We start from the raw sequence: 16,829 nt of genomic DNA on the forward strand, positions 1-16,829 counted from the left end.
CCACGCTGGCGGTCTCGCCGCCCGGCGACAAGGCCTCCATGCATCGCACCATCTTCACCACCCCCCTCGTCAACACCCTGCTGCGCGGCGTTTCGCTCACCTTCCTGCGCCTGAGCGGCTGGAAGGTCGAGGGCTCCTTGCCCGATGCCCAGCGCCGCTGCGTGTTGATTGCCGCGCCGCACACCAGCAACTGGGACCTGCCTTACACACTGATGGTGTCGTTCGCGCTGCGCCTGAATCCGCACTGGATGGGCAAGCAGCAGATCTTCCGCTTCCCCTTTGGTGCACTGATGCGCTGGCTGGGCGGCATCGCCGTCAATCGATCGCAGGCCAACAATCTGGTTGCCGCCTCGGCCGAGGCCCTGACCACGGCTGACAGCGACTGGCAGTTGATCGTGCCGCCCGAAGGCACACGCAGCAAGACGCGCTATTGGAAGACCGGTTTCTACTGGATCGCCCACACGGCCCAGCTGCCCATCGTGATGGCCTATATGGACTACGAACGCAAGCTGGCCGGCCTCGGGCCGGTGTTCCAGCCCAGCGGCGACATCGAGGCCGATATGGTCAAGATCAAGCAGTTCTATGCCCAGTTCAAGGGCAAGAACGCCCAGCAGTTCGACACCGCCTGAGCCTGAACCGACGCACCGGCGCAAAGAAAAAGCCCGCGGCCGGTAACGGCTGGCGGGCTTTTGCAATCAGGGCGGAACGCGCGTCAGCGTGCCGCCTCCGGCAGCTCGATCTTCACTTCCAGCACCTCCAGATTGTCCTGGCGCTCCATATGCACCTTGATGTCTTCCGGGTTGATGGAGACGTATTTGGAGATCACCGCCACCAGCTCGCGCTGCAGCTGGGGCAGATAGTCCGGGCTGGCGCTGCGACCGCTGCGCTCATGGGCCAGGATCAGTTGCAGACGCTCCTTGGCGACACTGGCCGTGCTCTTCTTCTCACCGAGGAAAAAGGACAGAAATCCCATAGCAGCCGCCCCCTCACTTACCGCCGAACAGGCGTTTGAAGAAGCCGGGCTTGACCGCCTCGATGAAGCGCATCGGCTTGTCCTCGCCGAGGAAGCGGGCCACCACATCGGCATAGGCCTCGGACACGTCCGAGCCCTTCATATGAATGGCCGGCAGACCCTGGTTGGACGCTTGCAGCACGATCTCGCTCTCCGGGATCACGCCGATCAGCGGCGTGCGCAGGATCTCGTGAATATCCTCCAGCGACAGCATCTGGCCGCCCTCGACCCGGTTCGGGTTGTAGCGGGTGATCAGCAGATGCTCCTTGATCGGCTCCTTGCCCTCGATCGCACGCTTGGTCTTGCTGTTGAGCATGCCAAGAATGCGGTCCGAGTCGCGCACCGAGGAGACTTCCGGATTGGTCACCACCAGGGCCTCGTCGGCATAGTGCATGGCCATCAGCGCGCCGGTTTCGATGCCGGCCGGCGAGTCGCAGACGATGAAGTCGAACTCCATGGCCTTCAGCTCTTCCAGCACGCGCTCGACGCCTTCCTGGGTCAGCGCGTCCTTGTCGCGGGTCTGCGAGGCGGCCAGGATGTAGAGCTTGTCGAGCTGCTTGTCCTTGATCAGCGCCTGGCTGAGCTTGATCTCGTCGTTGATGACGTTGATCAAGTCGTAAACAACGCGACGCTCGCAGCCCATGATCAGGTCGAGATTGCGCAAACCGACGTCGAAGTCGATCACCGCGGTCTTGTAGCCGCGAATCGCGAGTCCGGTTGCAAAGCTGGCGCTGGTGGTGGTCTTGCCCACCCCGCCCTTGCCCGAGGTCACCACGACGATCTTGGTCATCGATTGCGTTCCTTTTTCAGTGTTACGAGTCGGCCTGACAGCAGCCGGCTCAGAGTTTCAGTGCTTCCATCACCAGCTTCTCGCCATCCAGCCGGATCTGCGCCGGCTTGCCCAGCACGGTGTCGGGCAGCGGGTTCTCGGTGGTGCGGTAGATGCCGGCAATGGCAATCAGTTCGGCTTCCATGCTGGCGGCAAAAATGCGCGCCTCGGTATTGCCACGCGCGCCGGCGATGGCCTTGCCGCGCAGCGGTGCGTAGACGTGAATATTGCCGTCGGCAATCACCTCGGCACCATGGTTGACCAGGGCCATCACGATCAAATCGGCGCCCTTGGCATAGACCTGCTGGCCGGAGCGCAGCGGCTTGTCGACGATCACGGTCTTGGCCGGCTCGCCGGGCACGCGCACCTCGCGCACCTGCTCGACGATGACCTCCTTGATCACTTCCCGCACCACCTCGGCGGCTGGCGTGGCGGCGGCCGCCACGGCACGCGCCTCGACCCGTTGATCCAGATCGGCCTCGGCCAGACCAGCAGCCTCGGCCGCGGCAAGCTGTTCAGGGCTTGCACCGCTGACGGCAACCGCCTGCAGGCGATGCCGCTTCAACAGTGCCTGCAGCGCCGGGAAATCAAGCTGCGGCGCGGCCACGGCCAAGCTCAGCTGGCCGGCGGCATCGGCACTCGCCTCGGGCGCCGGCAGTTGCGAGAGTTCCAGGACCACGGGCTCGTGGTTGAAGACATCGGGCGTATCACCCAAACGGGCCTGCAAGGCCGCCGCCAGTTGATCAAGATCGCTGCTGCGCAGCACCAGCGTCAGGGCTGCCAGCGAGGTGCTCTTCAACTCGAACAGCTCTGCCGTGCGCGTCGTGCCGGCTGCACGCGGTGTGTCCTGACGTCCCTCGCCTGCCTGGGTCATGGATGGTTTCTATGCTGCAAAGCGGCGGATTTTAGCCCTGTGTCGAAGGCGCTCTCTAGGCATTGCCCCCAGGCCTCCACACCGCCGCTGCCTCAATTGCGGGCAGCGCAAGGGCAGGCCTTTGCAATCAAGCACTTAGCCCGGCTTTGTGCAGCTCACTCACAGACTTGTCCACAAAATGCGGGGACGAAACCGGGCACGATCGCCACGCGGCCAAAACGCTGACAACAAAAAATTTATGTCGCAATGCGTTGCCGCCCCTTGACTTATCCCCACGAGCACGCCCTGCGCTTTTCTGTGTCGAGCATGCTGCATTGCATCTACAGGTTTCCCCGAAAGCACCCGGCGATCTCGCTAAGTTGTTGATTTATATAGCCGTCATCAAACTGCAAAAAATTGAGGCAGGCCAAGGCCAGCGGCGATGAATCAAGGGTTTAGCTGCTGCGGCGACAGCTTCTCCACAAAGTTATCCACAACATCGGTGGATAGCTTTTGCGGCGCAAATGAATCAAGCACTTAGCGTTGTTCCTTCAGCTTCTGATGAGCTTGCTGCGCCAAGTGTCGCCGCCATCGACCGCGAGATCGGGCCATCGTCGATGCGCATGCTGCACACAAAACGGCGCCACTCTCAAACGCTGCATCGGCTCGGCCGCACAGACTGCACCGAAACGACACAACCCTGACACACAGGCCAAAAAAACTCTTGACAACCCAACTTGTCCCCATCAAATCGTGAGCGAACGCGGGCATCAGCCCTGCCCAGCATCACACTCAAGAAGATTTCATCAAGTCATTGATTTCAAATGACAAATAGCCGCAACCAGTGCATGTACAGCCGACTGGCGAGGGACGAAAAATCAAGGACTTAGCGCCGCAGCCCCGTGCTTTCCCACAGACTTGTCCACACCCGAGAACAGCGCCCACAGGCTTGATCCACAAGCACTTAGCGTGCATTTTTTAAGTCGCGCCAAGGGCCTCGACAGCAAGCCCGGGTACATTCGAAGCATCTGCGGCAACCGCCGCCCCATCAGGAGCAAGGCCTTGGCAACACCGAATTACAGCTACGAAAAACGCCAACGCGAACTGGCAAAGAAGCGCAAGGCCGAAGAAAAGCGGATGCGCAAGCTCAGCGGCAAACCGGATTCGCCAGACGACACCCCGGCCGAACAAGACCAGCCCCCCAGCAACGCTTCGGCCGACCCGGCCGCCGGCGCTGACCGCCCGACCTAAGCCAAGCGAACAGCCTGACACCGTTCCAAACGCAGCGCGAGTTCACAGCTGCCTCGGCGCCGGGAGCCTTGCCCTAAAATCGCGCTCCCCATGGCGTTCCGCCATGCATGCCATGCTCTAGCCCGCCCATCGCCATGCCACGCAAGCTCTTTGTCACCACCGCCCTGCCCTACGCAAACGCGAACTTCCACATTGGCCACATCATGGAGTACACCCAGGCCGATATCTGGGTGCGTTTCCAGCGCATGCAGGGCCAGGAGGTGCACTTCGTCTGCGCGGATGACGCTCATGGCGCACCGATCATGATTGCGGCCGAGAAGGCCGGCAAGACGCCGCAGCAATTCGTTGCCGACATCGCCGCCGGCCGCAAGAACTACCTTGACGGCTTTCACATCAGCTTCGACAACTGGCACTCGACCGACGGCGCCGAGAATCACGAGTTGTCCAAGGAGATCTACCGGGCCTTGCGCGCCAACGAGCTGATCTCGGTGAAGACGATCGAGCAGTTCTTCGACCCTCAAAAGTCGATGTTCCTGCCCGATCGCTTCATCAAGGGCGAATGCCCGAAATGCGGCGCCAAGGATCAGTACGGCGACAGCTGCGAAGTCTGCGGCGCCGTCTATGCACCGACCGAGCTGAAGCATCCGTTCTCGGTACTCAGCGGCGCCACGCCGGTGCTGAAGACCTCGGAACACTACTTCTTCAAGCTGTCGGACCCACGCTGCGTCGAATTCCTGGAGCAATGGACACAGGCTCCGGGCCGGCTGCAGTCCGAGGTGCTGAACAAGATCAAAGAGTGGTTCACCAAGGACGAGGCCGGCAACGGCGGCCTGGGTGACTGGGACATCAGCCGCGACGCGCCCTACTTCGGCATCGAGATTCCCGATGCGCCGGGCAAGTACTTCTACGTCTGGCTTGATGCGCCGATCGGCTACCTGGCCTCGCTGAAGAACTACTTCGGCAAGAAGGGCTGGGACTTCGATGCCTTCATGGCCGACGAGACGGTCGAGCAGATCCACTTCATCGGTAAAGACATCACCTACTTCCACACGCTGTTCTGGCCGGCCATGCTGCATTTCAGCGGCCGCAAGACGCCCAACCATGTCTATGTGCATGGCTTCCTGACCGTCAATGGCGGCGAGAAGATGAGCAAGAGCCGCGGCACCGGCCTGGACCCGCTGAAGTACCTGAAGCTCGGCATGAACGCCGAATGGCTGCGCTACTACCTGGCGGCCAAGCTCAATGCGCGCGTCGAGGACCTGGACTTCAACCCGGAAGACTTCGTTGCCCGCGTCAACAGTGATCTGGTCGGCAAGTACATCAATATCGCCAGCCGCGCCGCCGGTTTCCTGGCCAAGCGCTTTGACGGCCGGCTGTCGGCCGATGTCGGCGTCGAGGGCCGTGCGCTGCTGGACGGCCTGCGCGCCCACGCCGGCACCATCGCCGACCTGTACGAGACGCGCGAGTTCGGCAAGGCGCTGCGCGAGGTGATGCTGCTGGCCGATCGCGTCAATGAATACGTCGACCAGAACAAGCCCTGGGAGCTGGCCAAGCAAGAGGGGCAGGATCAGGTGCTGCAGGACGTCTGCAGCGTCTGCATCGAGGCCTTCCGCCTGCTTTCCATCTACCTGAAGCCGGTGCTGCCGGCCCTGGTGGCCAAGGTCGAAACCTTCCTGAAGGTCGAGCCGATGCAATTTGCCGACGCGCAGCGCGCCCTCGGCGCCCACCAGATCGGCGCCTATGAGCATCTGATGCAGCGTGTCGATCCCAAGCTGCTGGACGCGCTGTTCGAGCCCCCGGCGGCGCCCAAGGTCGTGCCCGGTGGTGAAGACCTGGCCCCCGAGATCAAGATCGACGATTTCACCAAGGTCGATCTGCGCATCGCCAAGATCGTCAAGGCCGAGCATGTCGAGGGCTCGGACAAGCTGCTGCGCCTGACGCTGGATGCCGGCGAAGGACGCCTGCGCAACGTCTTCTCCGGCATCAAGAGTGCCTATCAGCCCGAACAGCTGGAAGGCAAGCTGACGGTGATGGTGGCCAATCTGGCGCCGCGCAAGATGAAGTTCGGCATCAGCGAAGGCATGGTGCTGGCCGCCAGCCATGCCGATGAGAAGACCAAGCCCGGCATCTTTGTGCTGGAGCCCTTCCCCGGCGCGACACCCGGCATGCGGGTGCGCTGACGACGACGCCATCCCCCGCCAATGCCCGTCCAGTTCCTGCGTCGACTGACCGGGCGACACCGCACGCTGCAGGGCAATCGTCAGCTCGGTGCCGTGCTTGCCTTCGTCGCCGGCGCCATCAATGCCGGCGGCTTTCTGGCCGTGCAGCGCTACACCTCGCACATGACCGGCATCGTCTCGGCGATCGCCGACGACCTGGTGCTTGGCCAGTTGCTGCTGGCTGCTGCCGGCTTGACCTCACTGGCTTTTTTCGTCGCCGGTGCGATGACGACGGCCGTGCTGACCAACTGGGCGCGTCGCCGGGCGATGCACAGCGAGTACGCCCTCTCGCTGCTGCTTGAGGCGCTTTTGCTGCTGCTGTTCGGCCTGGTCGGCGCCAACCTTCATTTCTGGACCGAATTCCTGCTGCCCAGCACCGTGTTGCTGCTGTGCTTCCTGATGGGTCTGCAGAACGCCGTGGTTACCAAGATCTCGCGCGCCGAGATACGCACGACGCACATGACCGGTGTGATCACCGATCTGGGCATCGAGCTCGGGCGCCTGGTCTACTGGAACCGGGGCGGCGCCGGACTGCATGGCATGGTGAGAGCCGATCGCCAACGCCTGCGCCTGCTGGCCGGCATTCTGAGCCTGTTCTTTGCCGGCGGCATCACCGGCGCGCTGGCCTTCAAGCATTTCGGCTTCAGCGCCACGGTACCGGTCGCACTGGCTTTGATAGTGATGGCCGCCCGGCCCGTGATGGACGATATTTCGGAACATCTACGCTGATCCCTACAAGCCTGCCGCCTGATGAAGCTGCACACCTTCCGACCGCGCCTGTTCGACGCATTGGCTGGCTATTCGAGCCGCAAATTTGCGGCCGATCTGGGGGCGGGGTTGACGGTCGGCATCGTCGCACTGCCGCTGGCCCTGGCCTTTGCCATCGCCTCAGGTGTCAAGCCCGAACAGGGTCTGTTCACGGCCATCATCGCCGGCGCGCTGATTTCGGCACTGGGCGGCTCTAACGTCCAGATTGGCGGGCCGGCGGGTGCCTTCATCGTCATCGTCTACGGCATCGTGCAGCGCTATGGTCTGGCCAATCTGCTGATCGCGACGATGCTGGCCGGCCTGCTGCTGATCGCGATGGGGGCGCTGCGATTGGGCGTGCTGGTGCGCTACATCCCGGTCAGCATCGTCATCGGCTTCACCAACGGCATTGCGGTCCTGATCGGCCTGTCTCAACTGAAGGACTTCCTGGGCCTGCAGATCGCGCAGATGCCGGCCGATTTCTTCAGCCAGCTGGCCACGCTGTGGGCCCATCGCGCCTCGCTGAATCCGGCCGCGCCGCTGATGGGCGGCGCTTGTCTGCTGCTGGTGCTGTTCTGGCCCAAGAGCTATGCGATGCAGCGCCGCCCGCAAGGCTGGCGCCAACATCTGCACCGCTGGATGGCGCAGGTGCCGGGCACGGTGATCGCCCTGGTGGGCGCCGCGCTGCTGACCGAGGCCTTCACGCTGCCGCTGGAGACCATAGGCAGCCGCTTTGGCGGCATTCCGCGCAGCCTGCCGGCCCTGGCCCTGCCCGAACTCAGCTTTGCATCGGCCAAGCAGCTGCTGATCCCGACCATCACCATCGCGATGCTGGGCGCCATCGAGTCGCTGCTGTGCGCCCGGGTGGCCGACAACATGACCGAGCTGCCGCGCCATGACCCCAACCAGGAGCTGATGGCCCAGGGCGTGGCCAACTTCATCGCGCCGCTGTTCGGTGGCATTCCCGCCACCGGCACGATTGCCCGCACCGTCACCAATGTGCGCGCCGGCGCCACCAGTCCGGTGGCCGGCATCATCCACGCCGCGACCTTGCTGTTGATCGTGCTGGTCGCCGCCCCACTGGCCAGCCATGTGCCGCTGGCGGCGCTGGCCGGCATCCTGCTGGTGGTGGCCTGGAACATGGGCGAGTGGCATGAGTTCGCCCGGCTGCGCCGATTCAGCCTGCAGTACCGCACCATCCTGCTCGGCACCTTCGTGCTGACCGTCGTCTTTGACCTGACCGTGGCCGTTGAGGCCGGCCTGGTGCTGGCCTGCCTGTTCTTCATCTATCGGATGAGCACGCTGTTTCGCGTTGAGCCGCTGCAGGACGCCAGCCTGCCCACCGATGCACGGGTGATGCGGGTCTTTGGTTCGCTGTTCTTCGGCGCCGTCGGCAAGGTTGAGGATCTGGCCGAGAGCCAGCCTGCAAACTGCCGCGAGCTGGTGCTGGACCTGCACCAGCTGATCTCGATGGACACCTCGGGGCTGGATGCCCTGGCCCAGCTGCAGCGCAGCCTGGCCCGGCAAGGCCAGCGCCTGGTGCTGTGCAGCCTGAACGAACAGCCGGCCAGTCTCTTGCGCCGCGGTGGCTTGGCGGAGGCGTTGGGTGAATCGGGGCTTTATGCCAATCTTGAGGCCTGGCGGACCGCCCGCGCGACCCAAGCCGCGGCCAGCGCCCTGTAAAATCGCGCATTCTTTGCCTGGAAGCCCTGCACCATGCCTTTGTTCTGGAAGCCCTACAAGTCCGACGTCAGCTCCTTCATCGACGAACTGAAGGCCAAGCGCCCGTCGCTGGAACAGGAACAGCGTGACGGCCGCGCCCTGCTGTGGGACAAGCAACCGGACCGCCAGGCTCAGGCCGAATTCCGTGCCGCCCGTGTGGCCCAGCAGCCCTACGTCTACCAGACCAAGGAACACTGAGGCCTGCCGCGGTGACGCAGAGCGCTGAGCTGCCGCCGCTGCCCGAGCTGACTGAAGACGGCGCGGCAGCCACGGCCGCTGCGCCGCCGCAGGTGGTGGACGGGATTGCGCTGGCGCGCCTGTACGGCGAGCCGCTGTTCGCGCTGCCGACCGATCTCTACATCCCGCCCGATGCGCTGGAGGTCTTTCTTGAGGCCTTCGAGGGCCCGCTGGATCTGCTGCTCTACCTGATCCGGCGCCAGAACTTCAACATCCTGGACATCCCGCTGGCCGATGTGACGCGCCAGTACCTCAGCTACGTCGACCAGATCCGCAAGCAGAATCTGGAGCTGGCCAGCGAGTACCTGCTGATGGCGGCGATGCTGATCGAGATCAAGTCGCGGATGCTCTTGCCGCCGAAGAAGACCGACGACGGCGCCGAGCCCGAGGACCCACGTGCCGAGCTGGTGCGGCGCCTGCTTGAGTACGAGCAGATCAAGCTGGCCGCCGCGCGGCTGGATCGCCTGCCGGTGCTGGGCCGCGATTTCCTGCGTGCCCAGGTGCATATCGAGCAATCTCTGACGCCGCGCTTCCCCGATGTGAATGCCGACGATCTACGCAGCGCCTGGCTGGACCTGCTCAAGCGCGCCAAGCTCAACCAGCATCACAAGATCTCACGCGAGCAGCTGTCGGTGCGCGAGCATATGAGCATCGTGCTGCGCCGGCTGCAGGGCCAGCGCTTTGTGGAATTCGAGGCGCTGTTCGATCCCAGTCGCGGCTCCCAGGTGCTGGTGGTGACCTTCATCGCCATGCTGGAGCTGGCCCGCGAGCGGCTGCTGGAGATCACCCAGGCCGAGGCCTTTGCACCCATCTACGTGCGCCTGGCCTACCAGCCCAGCTGAAGCCGCGCAGGCGCCGATCAGGCGTGAACGCGGAAGGTCGAGAAATGGCTGTCCGGCTGGCGCTGGACGATCTGGCTGACCGCCAGCACCGCCTGCGTACGAGAACTCACGCCCAGGGCCTTGAGCACCGCGGCCACATGGTCCTTGATGGTTTCGACCGACACGCCCAACTCGCGGGCAATGATCTTGTTCGGTTTGCCCTGGAGCAGCAGCGCCAGCACATCCGTTTGCCGCGGCGTCAGCGACAGTGATTCCAGGCCACTGGTTGTCTGGAACTCGGCATTGATGGCCAACTCCTGAATCTGCTGCAGCTTGGCCGATTGGGTGCTGGGGAATGGCGCCGGCGCGGCCTCCTGCCCGAGGCTCATCGGCGGCACATAGATGCCGCCGGACATCACCAGCTTGAGCGCCTGCGCCAGCACCTCGGTGCTGCTGCGCTTGGGCACAAAACCCATCGCGCCCTGGTCGATCGAGCGGATCACGTCGCTGGCGCGGTCAGACGCTGAGATCACCACCACCGGCAGCGCCGGATAGGCAGCACGGAATTCTTCCAGCACATCGAAGCCATTGGCATCACCCAGCTGCAAATCCAGCAGCACCAGATCGAAGTCCTGTGATGCCTGCAGGGTCTGGCGTGCCAGCGCCGCGCTTTCAACACCGGTCACCTGCACATCGTCGCCCAAGCCGGCAATGACGGTCTGCAGCGCCGACAGGATCAGCGGATGATCATCAATCAGCAGCACGCGCATGCCCGGTCCTCCTCTTTTGTTTTTCCAGCAGTGTTCTGTCGTTCACGCCGGGATCATAGGACGGCCGCGTGCGCTTGGGCACACCCCTGAAGGGTGATGCGAAGCGCGAAAAGTTCGCTATACGTATTGCCGCATCAGCGACTCGGCCACGCAGACCGGCTTGGCCGAGCCCTCGCGTTCAATCTGCACCAATACCGTCAGCTGCGCGCCGCCTTCGACCCACTCGAACCCTTGCAGCGTGAAGCGCGCGCGCAGCCGGCTGTTCACCGGCACCGGCGCCGGGAAGCGCACCTTGTTCAGGCCGTAATTCAGCACCATGCGCACATCGGCCACGGCAAAGCCGGTTTCAAAGAACACCGGCAACAGGCTCAGCGTCAGGAAGCCATGGGCCACCGTGCTGCCAAAGGGGCCGCTGGCAGCGCGCTCGGCGTCGCAGTGGATCCATTGGCGGTCGTTGGTGGCCTCGGCAAAGGCATCAATGCGGCTCTGTTCGATGTCCAGCCATTCAGAGCAGCCAATCTCGCTGCCCACCAGCTCGGCGAGCTGCTCCAGTCGTTCAAATCTGCGCATCGTCTTCCCGTCAGTTGCGATCGTCCAGCCAGGGCGTGAGGGCCTGCCATTGCGCCAGATCGCGTTCCACGCGGCCCGACGCCACATCCCACAAGGTCAGGCCGCGGGCCGCCAATTGCACATAGTTCTGCGTGTCGCGCAGCAGACCCAGCACCGGCAGGTCCAGGCCCTGCATGAACTGCTGCAACTGCTGCAGCGCCAGCGTGCCCTCGCGTGCCCGCATGCCAACCAGGGCCAAGGCCGGCGAGCGGCCGCTGTCGCGGCGCAGATCATGCAGGGTTTGCACAAAGGCGTATGTCGCCTGGATGTCAAACAGGCTGGGCTGCAGCGGAATCAGCACCCGATCGGCGATCGCATGCAGAGCCGCCAGGCGCTTGCCATGCAGGCCTGCCGGCGTATCCAGCACCACATGGCTGACCCCCTTGGGCGGCCGGGCCACCTGCTTGCCATCGATATCCAGCGGCAGGATGGCTGGCAGCTCGGCCGGGCGCAGCGCCAGCCACTGGCGCGAGCTCTGCTGCACATCGGCATCGCCGAGCGCGACACCATGGCCCTGCCGGGCCAGATAGCCGGCCACATTGCTGGCCAGCGTGCTCTTGCCCACCCCGCCCTTGGGATTGGCAACCAGGATCACAGGCATGGGCAACTCCTTCACTGCGGCCGGCTAAAACGCGGGCTATGGTAGCCCTGGCGCTGCAGGGCTCGCAATGCAGGCAAGACCTGACCCGGTGCTACCCTTGCGGCCATGAGTGAAATCCTGGTGCTGGCCAGCCATCCCGATCTGGCACGTTCGCGCGTGACGCGCGCACTGCTGCAGCGGCTGCGACCGCTGGCGGCCAGCCGGCCCGAGTTGCTGGCCTTGCGCGAGCTGTACCGGCTCTACCCCGACTTCGTGATTGACAGCACCGCCGAGCGCGAGGCCCTGGCTGCCGCGCGGCTGATCGTCTGGCTGCATCCGCTGCACTGGTACAGCATGCCGGCGCTGATGAAGCTCTGGCTGGATGAGGTGCTGGCGCTGGGCTGGGCCTATGGTCCCGCTGGCACGGCGCTGCAGGGCAAGGATTTGTGGCTGGTCTGCTCGACCGGCGGCACGGCGGAGTCCTACACGGCGGCCGGCCACAACGGCCATGCTATCGAGCACTTTCTGCTGCCACAGCTGCAGACCGCGCGGCTATGCGGCATGCGCTTCCTGCCACCGCTGCTGCTGCACGGGGCCCACCAACTCGGTGAGGTCGATCTGGATCAGCACGCCCTGCTGTTGGAGCAGCGCCTGCTCAGCCACCCGCAATGGTGCGCTGATCTGCCGGCACTGGCCTGCCCGGCCCTGCCTGCCACAGCACGCCCCGATCAGACGCCGCCGGGAGCGTCGCAATGAGCGAACACGGCCATCTGCTGACGCTGCCGCTGGTTTTCCTCGCCGCCGCCGTGCTGGCGGTTCCGCTGGCGCGCTGGCTGCGCCTAGGTGCCATCCTTGGTTACCTGGTCGCCGGCGTGCTGATCGGCCCCAGCGTGCTCGGCCTGGTCAGTGCGCCGCAGACGATTTTGGAACTGGCCGAATTCGGCGTCGTGCTGATGATGTTCTTGGTCGGCATGGAACTGGAGCCGCGCCGGCTCTGGGCCATGCGGCGGCCCATCTTCGTCGGCGGCAGCCTGCAGCTGCTCGGCTGCGCGGCCGCCCTGCTCGGCCTGGCCCTGTGGCTCTTGCCGATGGGCTGGCGGCCGGCCCTGCTGGCCAGCCTGGGGCTGGCGATGTCGTCCACCGCGGTGGCCATGGCCGTGCTGGCCGAGCGCCATATCGGCAACACCAGCGCCGGCCAGGGGGTGCTGAGCGTCGCGCTGTTCCAGGACATCGCGGCCATTCCGGTACTGGCCCTGGTGCCGCTGCTGGCCGCTGAAGGCGCGGCGCCCGGCAGTGGCGGCTGGCAGGCGCTGAAGGCCGTGGCTGCCATCGCCACCATCGTGCTGGGCGGCCGGCTCTTGCTGCGCCCGGCGCTGCGCTGGATCGCCAACAGCGACACCCCGGAAATCTTCACCGCGGCCGCCTTGCTGCTGGTGCTGGCCACGGCGGCGCTGATGCAGGCGGTGGGCCTGTCGATGGCGCTCGGGGCCTTTCTGGCCGGCGTGCTGCTGGCCGAGAGCGAGTTCAGGCATGAGCTGGAAACCGATCTGGCACCGTTCAAGGGCCTGCTGCTGGGCCTGTTTTTCATCGCTGTCGGCATGGGGCTGGACCTGAACGTGCTGCGTGAGCAGCCGCTCTTGGTGCTGGGCCTGCTGGCGGCCTTGCTGCTGGCCAAGACGGCCGTGTTGCTGCCGCTGGCCCGAGGCATGCGGATTGCCCCGGTGGAGCGGCCGGTGTTCGTGATCCTGTTGGCCCAGGGCGGCGAGTTCGGCTTTGTGGTCTTTCAGCAAGGGCAGCAGGCCGGCCTCCTGAGCGCCACACAGGGCTCGGCCCTGGTTGCCGCGGTGGCCTTGTCGCTGGCGACGACGCCAGCCCTGCTGCTGCTGAGCGACCGCTGGCTGGTGCCGCGCCTGGCCCAACGCCGCCGCCTCAAGGCGGGCGCCAGCGCGCCGCTGAGCGAGCCGCAGCAAGCGCCCGTCATCATTGCCGGCTTCGGCCGCTACGGCCAGATCGTCGGGCGCATGCTGCATGCCAATGGCCTCAGCGCCACCGTGCTGGAGCACGATGCCGATCAGGTCGAGAGCATGCGCCGCTTCGGCTGGCAGGTGTTCTATGGCGATGCCAGCCGGCTCGACCTGCTGCGCACCGCTGGTGCCGCTGAGGCCCGGGTGCTGGTGCTGGCGGTCGACGACATCGGCCAGAGTCTCGCGATCGCAGCGCTGGCGCGCGAGCATTTCCCGCAGCTGCAGCTGGTCGCGCGGGCTCGCAATGTCGAGCACATGCTGCGGCTGCGCGAACTGGGCGTGCGCCTGATCGAGCGCGAGACCTTCGATTCGGCGCTGATGAGTGCCCGCAGCGTGCTCGAGCTGATGGGGCTGGAACCCGCGATGGCGCGCAAGCTGGCCTGGCACTTCCGGCGTCACAACCTGCAGCAGTTGGAAGAGCTGGCGCCGCACCAGGATGACCACGACAAGCTGATCGCCTTGGTCAAGCAGGGGCGCCGCCAGCTCGAAACGCTGATGGCGCAGGAACAGCGCCCGGGCGAGCATGGTGGCGAATCCGGCGAGGGCGAGCACTGGAACCGGCGCTAAGGAAGGTCTGCATAAGTCGGCGTGGGCCGTGGCAAGCACCAGCCAGGGCCTGCCAAGGCGCGAGCCGCAGCTCAGGCTGGTGGCCTGCGCAAGGCTCGCAACACCGGCAGGGCATGGCTGGTGCTTGCCCTGCGGGTTGAGAGAAAAGGGCCCCCACGGGCGTTGCGCTGCTCGGCTGTCGGGCCACCAGCCCGACCTTCGCAGCGCGCCTACGTGGCCGCCCTTTTTCTCTCAACCACGACCCACGCCGACTTATGCAGACCTTCCCTAATCCGGCGCGTTGGGCGCAAGGCGGCGACAATGGCGCCATGTTTGCCCCTTCACAACTCGAGGTGCGCCGCTTTTTCTGCGCCACCTACCGCAAGCTGCGCGACAAGCAGCCGCTGATTCCGATGGAGGCAATTGCCGCCGAATGGATAGAGCAGCATCCGGAGTACCACGCCGAACTGGGCGACGAAGAGGCGGCGCTGGCCACCGTCTACACGGTCGAGGACGGCCGCACCAACCCCTTTTTGCATCTGTCCATGCACCTGAGCATTGCCGAGCAGCTGGCCATTGACCAGCCGCGCGGCATCCGTCAGGCGGTGGAGTTGCTGGCGGCCAAGCGAAACTCGCTGCATGAGGCCCATCACGAGGTGATGGACAGCCTGGGCGAGATGATCTGGGCCTCGCAGCGCAGCGGCCTGCCGCCGGATGGCCATGCCTATCTGGACAGCGTCCGGCAGAAGGCGACCCGCTGAGCGAGCGCCAGCGCCGCTTCCCCAAACGCAAAAGCCACGCTGCTGCGTGGCTTTTTCATTTCCGGGCGGCGAGGCTCAGGCCTGGAACGATCCACCCAAGGTCTTGCGCTCGCTCTTGCCCAGCGCCGAGTACAGGCCGGTGCTTTCGCTAGGCATCAGCACATCGATGGCGCGATCCAGCGCCGCGGTGGCGCGGGCCAGGCTCTCGCGCTGTGCGGCCACGCGGCCTCCAGCCAGCACCAGGCGATGACGCAGATTGGCGGGCACATTGCCGGCGCGGGCGGCTTCGCCAAAGGCCTTGATGGCCTGGGCCAGGGCTTGATGCAGCGCCGCGGCCTGCATCTCGATGGCCGCACTGTCGCGGCGCACCAGGGCCTCGCCGAGCAGGTTCAGGCAGCTCTCGACTTCCAGCAAGGGCTGCTCCAGCTCCTGGCTGAGCGGCTCATTCGATTCGGTGGGGGGCAAGGCATGCATGGCAGAACCCGCCGCTGGGGCGTTTGATGAAGCGAAAACCTGGACTGACGCGAGAAACGTCGTTCAGTGCGGGCTGGCGCGGCTCAGCATTTCCTGCGCGTTGGCGATCAGCTTGTCGGCGATCGCATCGGCATTGACACTGAACTTGCCCTCCGAGATGGCCTGCGTGATCCGCTTGACCTTCTCGGCATCAAAACTGCCCTCGTCCGACACCCCATTCAGCAGGCTGCTGGCGGTGCTGGACAGGGCGATCTGCGCGCTCGCCTCGGGCCCCTTCTTGGCGCCCGCATTGGCTTGGGTACGCCCGGCCTCGGACGTACCGCCGTGACGCTCCGTCGCGACGGCCGTCGAGGCCAATTTCTCTGGGCTGTTACCGATCTTCATGGTGCTCTCCAAAGCTTGGGCTCACGCCCCAAGCTGTCCAGGTTTTTCGGTGTATCGACCCTTTTTCGCCGGACTTGAGACAAGCCAGACAAAAATCTTTCGCTGCCACGGCGTTGCCGCCACGGCTCGCACAGCACATCTGCCTTCACAGCAGCACCTCCACGCGTCGATCACCGACGGCCCGACCGCTGACGGTCCGACCGCTCTCAAATCGCACGCGCACTTCCTGCCCGTCCATGCCATTGGCCAGGGCCTGGCCCTCGCCGCTGACTGCAAATCCAGCGCCCAAGGCTTGCACCTTGACCGTTTCGCCCGCAGCAAACCATTGACGCAGCTTCAGTGCGCTCGCACGTACCGCCTCGCCGGTCATCAAGGGCCGAGCCAGGCTGCGACCTTCCAGCGCCGCCATGTCTGTCGACACAGCGCCGCTCTCGGCCGCTATATCGATTTCGGCCCATTGCAGCAAAGCTTGAGTCAGCGTCGTCCCCGCAGCCAGGGGGGCGTTGGCCACCAAGGCCTGCGCAAACACGCGCACAGTCACCGGCAAGGTCACATTCCAGCGCGCTCGGCCATCCATGCAGCGCAGACCTATCCGGCTGCGTCCCCACATCTTCTGGCCGTTGGGCAGGTAAGGTTCAACCAGCTGGCAACTCGCCAACTGCAGTCGCGAATCCAGTCCACCCAGCTCTACCTCGACACGTGCCTTGGCCGGTAGGGCCGCCTGCGCCGCCGTAACTGCGAGTTGCTGCACCCGTTCCAGCGTGCCGACAGGCCAGGGTTCCGCCGCTCGTACCACTGTCGGGACGCCCAGCGTCATGCCCAGCAGCAGCGCGGCTGGGAGATGACGGAGGTAGGCCTTGTGAAGCATGGCGCCACTTTAGGCCGGTCGCTGCCGGGCTTTAGCGCCGAAATGCGTCGCAAAGCCTGTGCTTTTCGCGCTCATGTTTTCCGACTTGCGGCCCAACAATCCGCTCATCTCCCATGCTCCCC

The 16,829-nt window shown here is 65.0% G+C and carries 19 protein-coding genes; 10 read left to right on the forward strand and 9 right to left on the reverse strand.

The genetic code is table 11. The features are described from left to right. Positions 1-38: 38 nt before the first annotated feature. A complete protein-coding gene (locus tag RQP53_RS08415; protein ID WP_315649775.1) occupies positions 39-629 on the forward strand; it encodes a lysophospholipid acyltransferase family protein in 591 nt (196 codons plus the stop codon). 83 nt (positions 630-712) lie between these two features. Here RQP53_RS08415 and minE read toward each other — a convergent pair whose 3' ends face one another. From minE to minC, 3 genes are read right to left on the reverse strand one after another with little or no spacing between them, the layout of a single operon-like run. Beyond that, positions 713-973: a cell division topological specificity factor MinE gene (minE, locus tag RQP53_RS08420; RefSeq protein WP_315649776.1), complete on the reverse strand. Its 261-nt coding sequence runs from the start codon at positions 971-973 to the stop codon at positions 713-715. Positions 974-986: 13 nt separating this feature from the next. Beyond that, the gene (gene minD, locus RQP53_RS08425; RefSeq protein ID WP_315649777.1) at positions 987-1,802 is read right to left on the reverse strand and encodes a septum site-determining protein MinD; all 816 of its coding nucleotides are present in this window, start codon (positions 1,800-1,802) and stop codon (positions 987-989) included. Between the two features lie 49 nt (positions 1,803-1,851). Then, positions 1,852-2,715, reverse strand: coding sequence for a septum site-determining protein MinC (gene minC / locus RQP53_RS08430; protein ID WP_315649778.1), 864 nt, complete (start codon positions 2,713-2,715; stop codon positions 1,852-1,854). An 897-nt stretch (positions 2,716-3,612) separates the two neighbouring features. On the opposite strand from minC, the gene RQP53_RS24740 reads away from it, so the two are divergent. The 6 genes from RQP53_RS24740 to RQP53_RS08460 all read left to right on the forward strand — a co-directional run bounded on the left by RQP53_RS24740 (position 3,613) and on the right by RQP53_RS08460 (position 9,712). Further along, positions 3,613-3,945 carry a hypothetical protein gene (locus tag RQP53_RS24740; protein ID WP_434064066.1) on the forward strand — a complete coding sequence of 111 codons (333 nt, stop codon included), beginning with the start codon at positions 3,613-3,615 and terminating at the stop codon, positions 3,943-3,945. Between the two features lie 134 nt (positions 3,946-4,079). Beyond that, on the forward strand, positions 4,080-6,125 hold the full coding sequence (gene metG / locus RQP53_RS08440; RefSeq protein WP_315649779.1) for a methionine--tRNA ligase: 2,046 nt from the start codon (positions 4,080-4,082) through the stop codon (positions 6,123-6,125). Between the two features lie 21 nt (positions 6,126-6,146). Next, positions 6,147-6,893 carry a YoaK family protein gene (locus RQP53_RS08445; protein WP_315649780.1) on the forward strand — a complete coding sequence of 249 codons (747 nt, stop codon included), beginning with the start codon at positions 6,147-6,149 and terminating at the stop codon, positions 6,891-6,893. 21 nt (positions 6,894-6,914) lie between these two features. Then, on the forward strand, positions 6,915-8,594 hold the full coding sequence (locus RQP53_RS08450) for a SulP family inorganic anion transporter (RefSeq protein ID WP_315649781.1): 1,680 nt from the start codon (positions 6,915-6,917) through the stop codon (positions 8,592-8,594). 33 nt (positions 8,595-8,627) lie between these two features. Continuing rightward, a complete protein-coding gene (locus tag RQP53_RS08455; RefSeq protein WP_315649782.1) occupies positions 8,628-8,831 on the forward strand; it encodes a DUF3460 family protein in 204 nt (67 codons plus the stop codon). A 29-nt stretch (positions 8,832-8,860) separates the two neighbouring features. Further along, entirely contained in the window at positions 8,861-9,712 is an 852-nt protein-coding gene (locus RQP53_RS08460) for a segregation and condensation protein A (RefSeq protein ID WP_434064071.1), read from the forward strand. A gap of 17 nt (positions 9,713-9,729) precedes the next feature. Here the strand turns inward: RQP53_RS08460 and RQP53_RS08465 are convergent, their stop codons facing one another. The 3 genes from RQP53_RS08465 to RQP53_RS08475 all read right to left on the reverse strand — a co-directional run bounded on the left by RQP53_RS08465 (position 9,730) and on the right by RQP53_RS08475 (position 11,671). Beyond that, complete coding sequence (locus tag RQP53_RS08465) at positions 9,730-10,461, reverse strand: response regulator (protein WP_315649783.1); 732 nt, start codon at positions 10,459-10,461, stop codon at positions 9,730-9,732. A 117-nt stretch (positions 10,462-10,578) separates the two neighbouring features. Further along, entirely contained in the window at positions 10,579-11,031 is a 453-nt protein-coding gene (locus RQP53_RS08470) for a MaoC family dehydratase (protein ID WP_315649784.1), read from the reverse strand. A gap of 10 nt (positions 11,032-11,041) precedes the next feature. Next, positions 11,042-11,671, reverse strand: coding sequence for a nucleotide-binding protein (locus RQP53_RS08475; protein ID WP_315649785.1), 630 nt, complete (start codon positions 11,669-11,671; stop codon positions 11,042-11,044). Between the two features lie 105 nt (positions 11,672-11,776). On the opposite strand from RQP53_RS08475, the gene kefF reads away from it, so the two are divergent. From kefF to RQP53_RS08490, 3 genes are all read left to right on the forward strand, one after another. After that, on the forward strand, positions 11,777-12,406 hold the full coding sequence (gene kefF, locus RQP53_RS08480; RefSeq protein ID WP_315649786.1) for a glutathione-regulated potassium-efflux system oxidoreductase KefF: 630 nt from the start codon (positions 11,777-11,779) through the stop codon (positions 12,404-12,406). Continuing rightward, positions 12,403-14,241, forward strand: a complete 1,839-nt coding sequence (gene kefC, locus RQP53_RS08485; protein WP_315649787.1) for a glutathione-regulated potassium-efflux system protein KefC — start codon at positions 12,403-12,405, stop codon at positions 14,239-14,241. Before kefF ends, kefC begins: the two co-directional genes overlap by 4 nt. A 308-nt stretch (positions 14,242-14,549) precedes the next feature. Next, the gene (locus RQP53_RS08490; protein ID WP_315649788.1) at positions 14,550-14,981 is read left to right on the forward strand and encodes a DUF1841 family protein; all 432 of its coding nucleotides are present in this window, start codon (positions 14,550-14,552) and stop codon (positions 14,979-14,981) included. Positions 14,982-15,056: 75 nt separating this feature from the next. On the opposite strand, the gene RQP53_RS08495 is transcribed toward RQP53_RS08490, so the two are convergent. The 3 genes from RQP53_RS08495 to flgA form a co-directional block, all read right to left on the reverse strand. Further along, the gene (locus RQP53_RS08495; protein WP_315649789.1) at positions 15,057-15,455 is read right to left on the reverse strand and encodes a hypothetical protein; all 399 of its coding nucleotides are present in this window, start codon (positions 15,453-15,455) and stop codon (positions 15,057-15,059) included. Positions 15,456-15,518: 63 nt separating this feature from the next. Further along, on the reverse strand, positions 15,519-15,839 hold the full coding sequence (flgM, locus tag RQP53_RS08500) for a flagellar biosynthesis anti-sigma factor FlgM (RefSeq protein ID WP_315649790.1): 321 nt from the start codon (positions 15,837-15,839) through the stop codon (positions 15,519-15,521). Positions 15,840-15,984: 145 nt separating this feature from the next. Further along, a complete protein-coding gene (gene flgA, locus RQP53_RS08505) occupies positions 15,985-16,707 on the reverse strand; it encodes a flagellar basal body P-ring formation chaperone FlgA (RefSeq protein ID WP_315649791.1) in 723 nt (240 codons plus the stop codon). Positions 16,708-16,829: the final 122 nt, after the last annotated feature.

Source organism: Roseateles aquae (assembly GCF_032337115.1).
In the GTDB taxonomy this organism is placed as follows: domain Bacteria; phylum Pseudomonadota; class Gammaproteobacteria; order Burkholderiales; family Burkholderiaceae_C; genus Roseateles_C; species Roseateles_C aquae.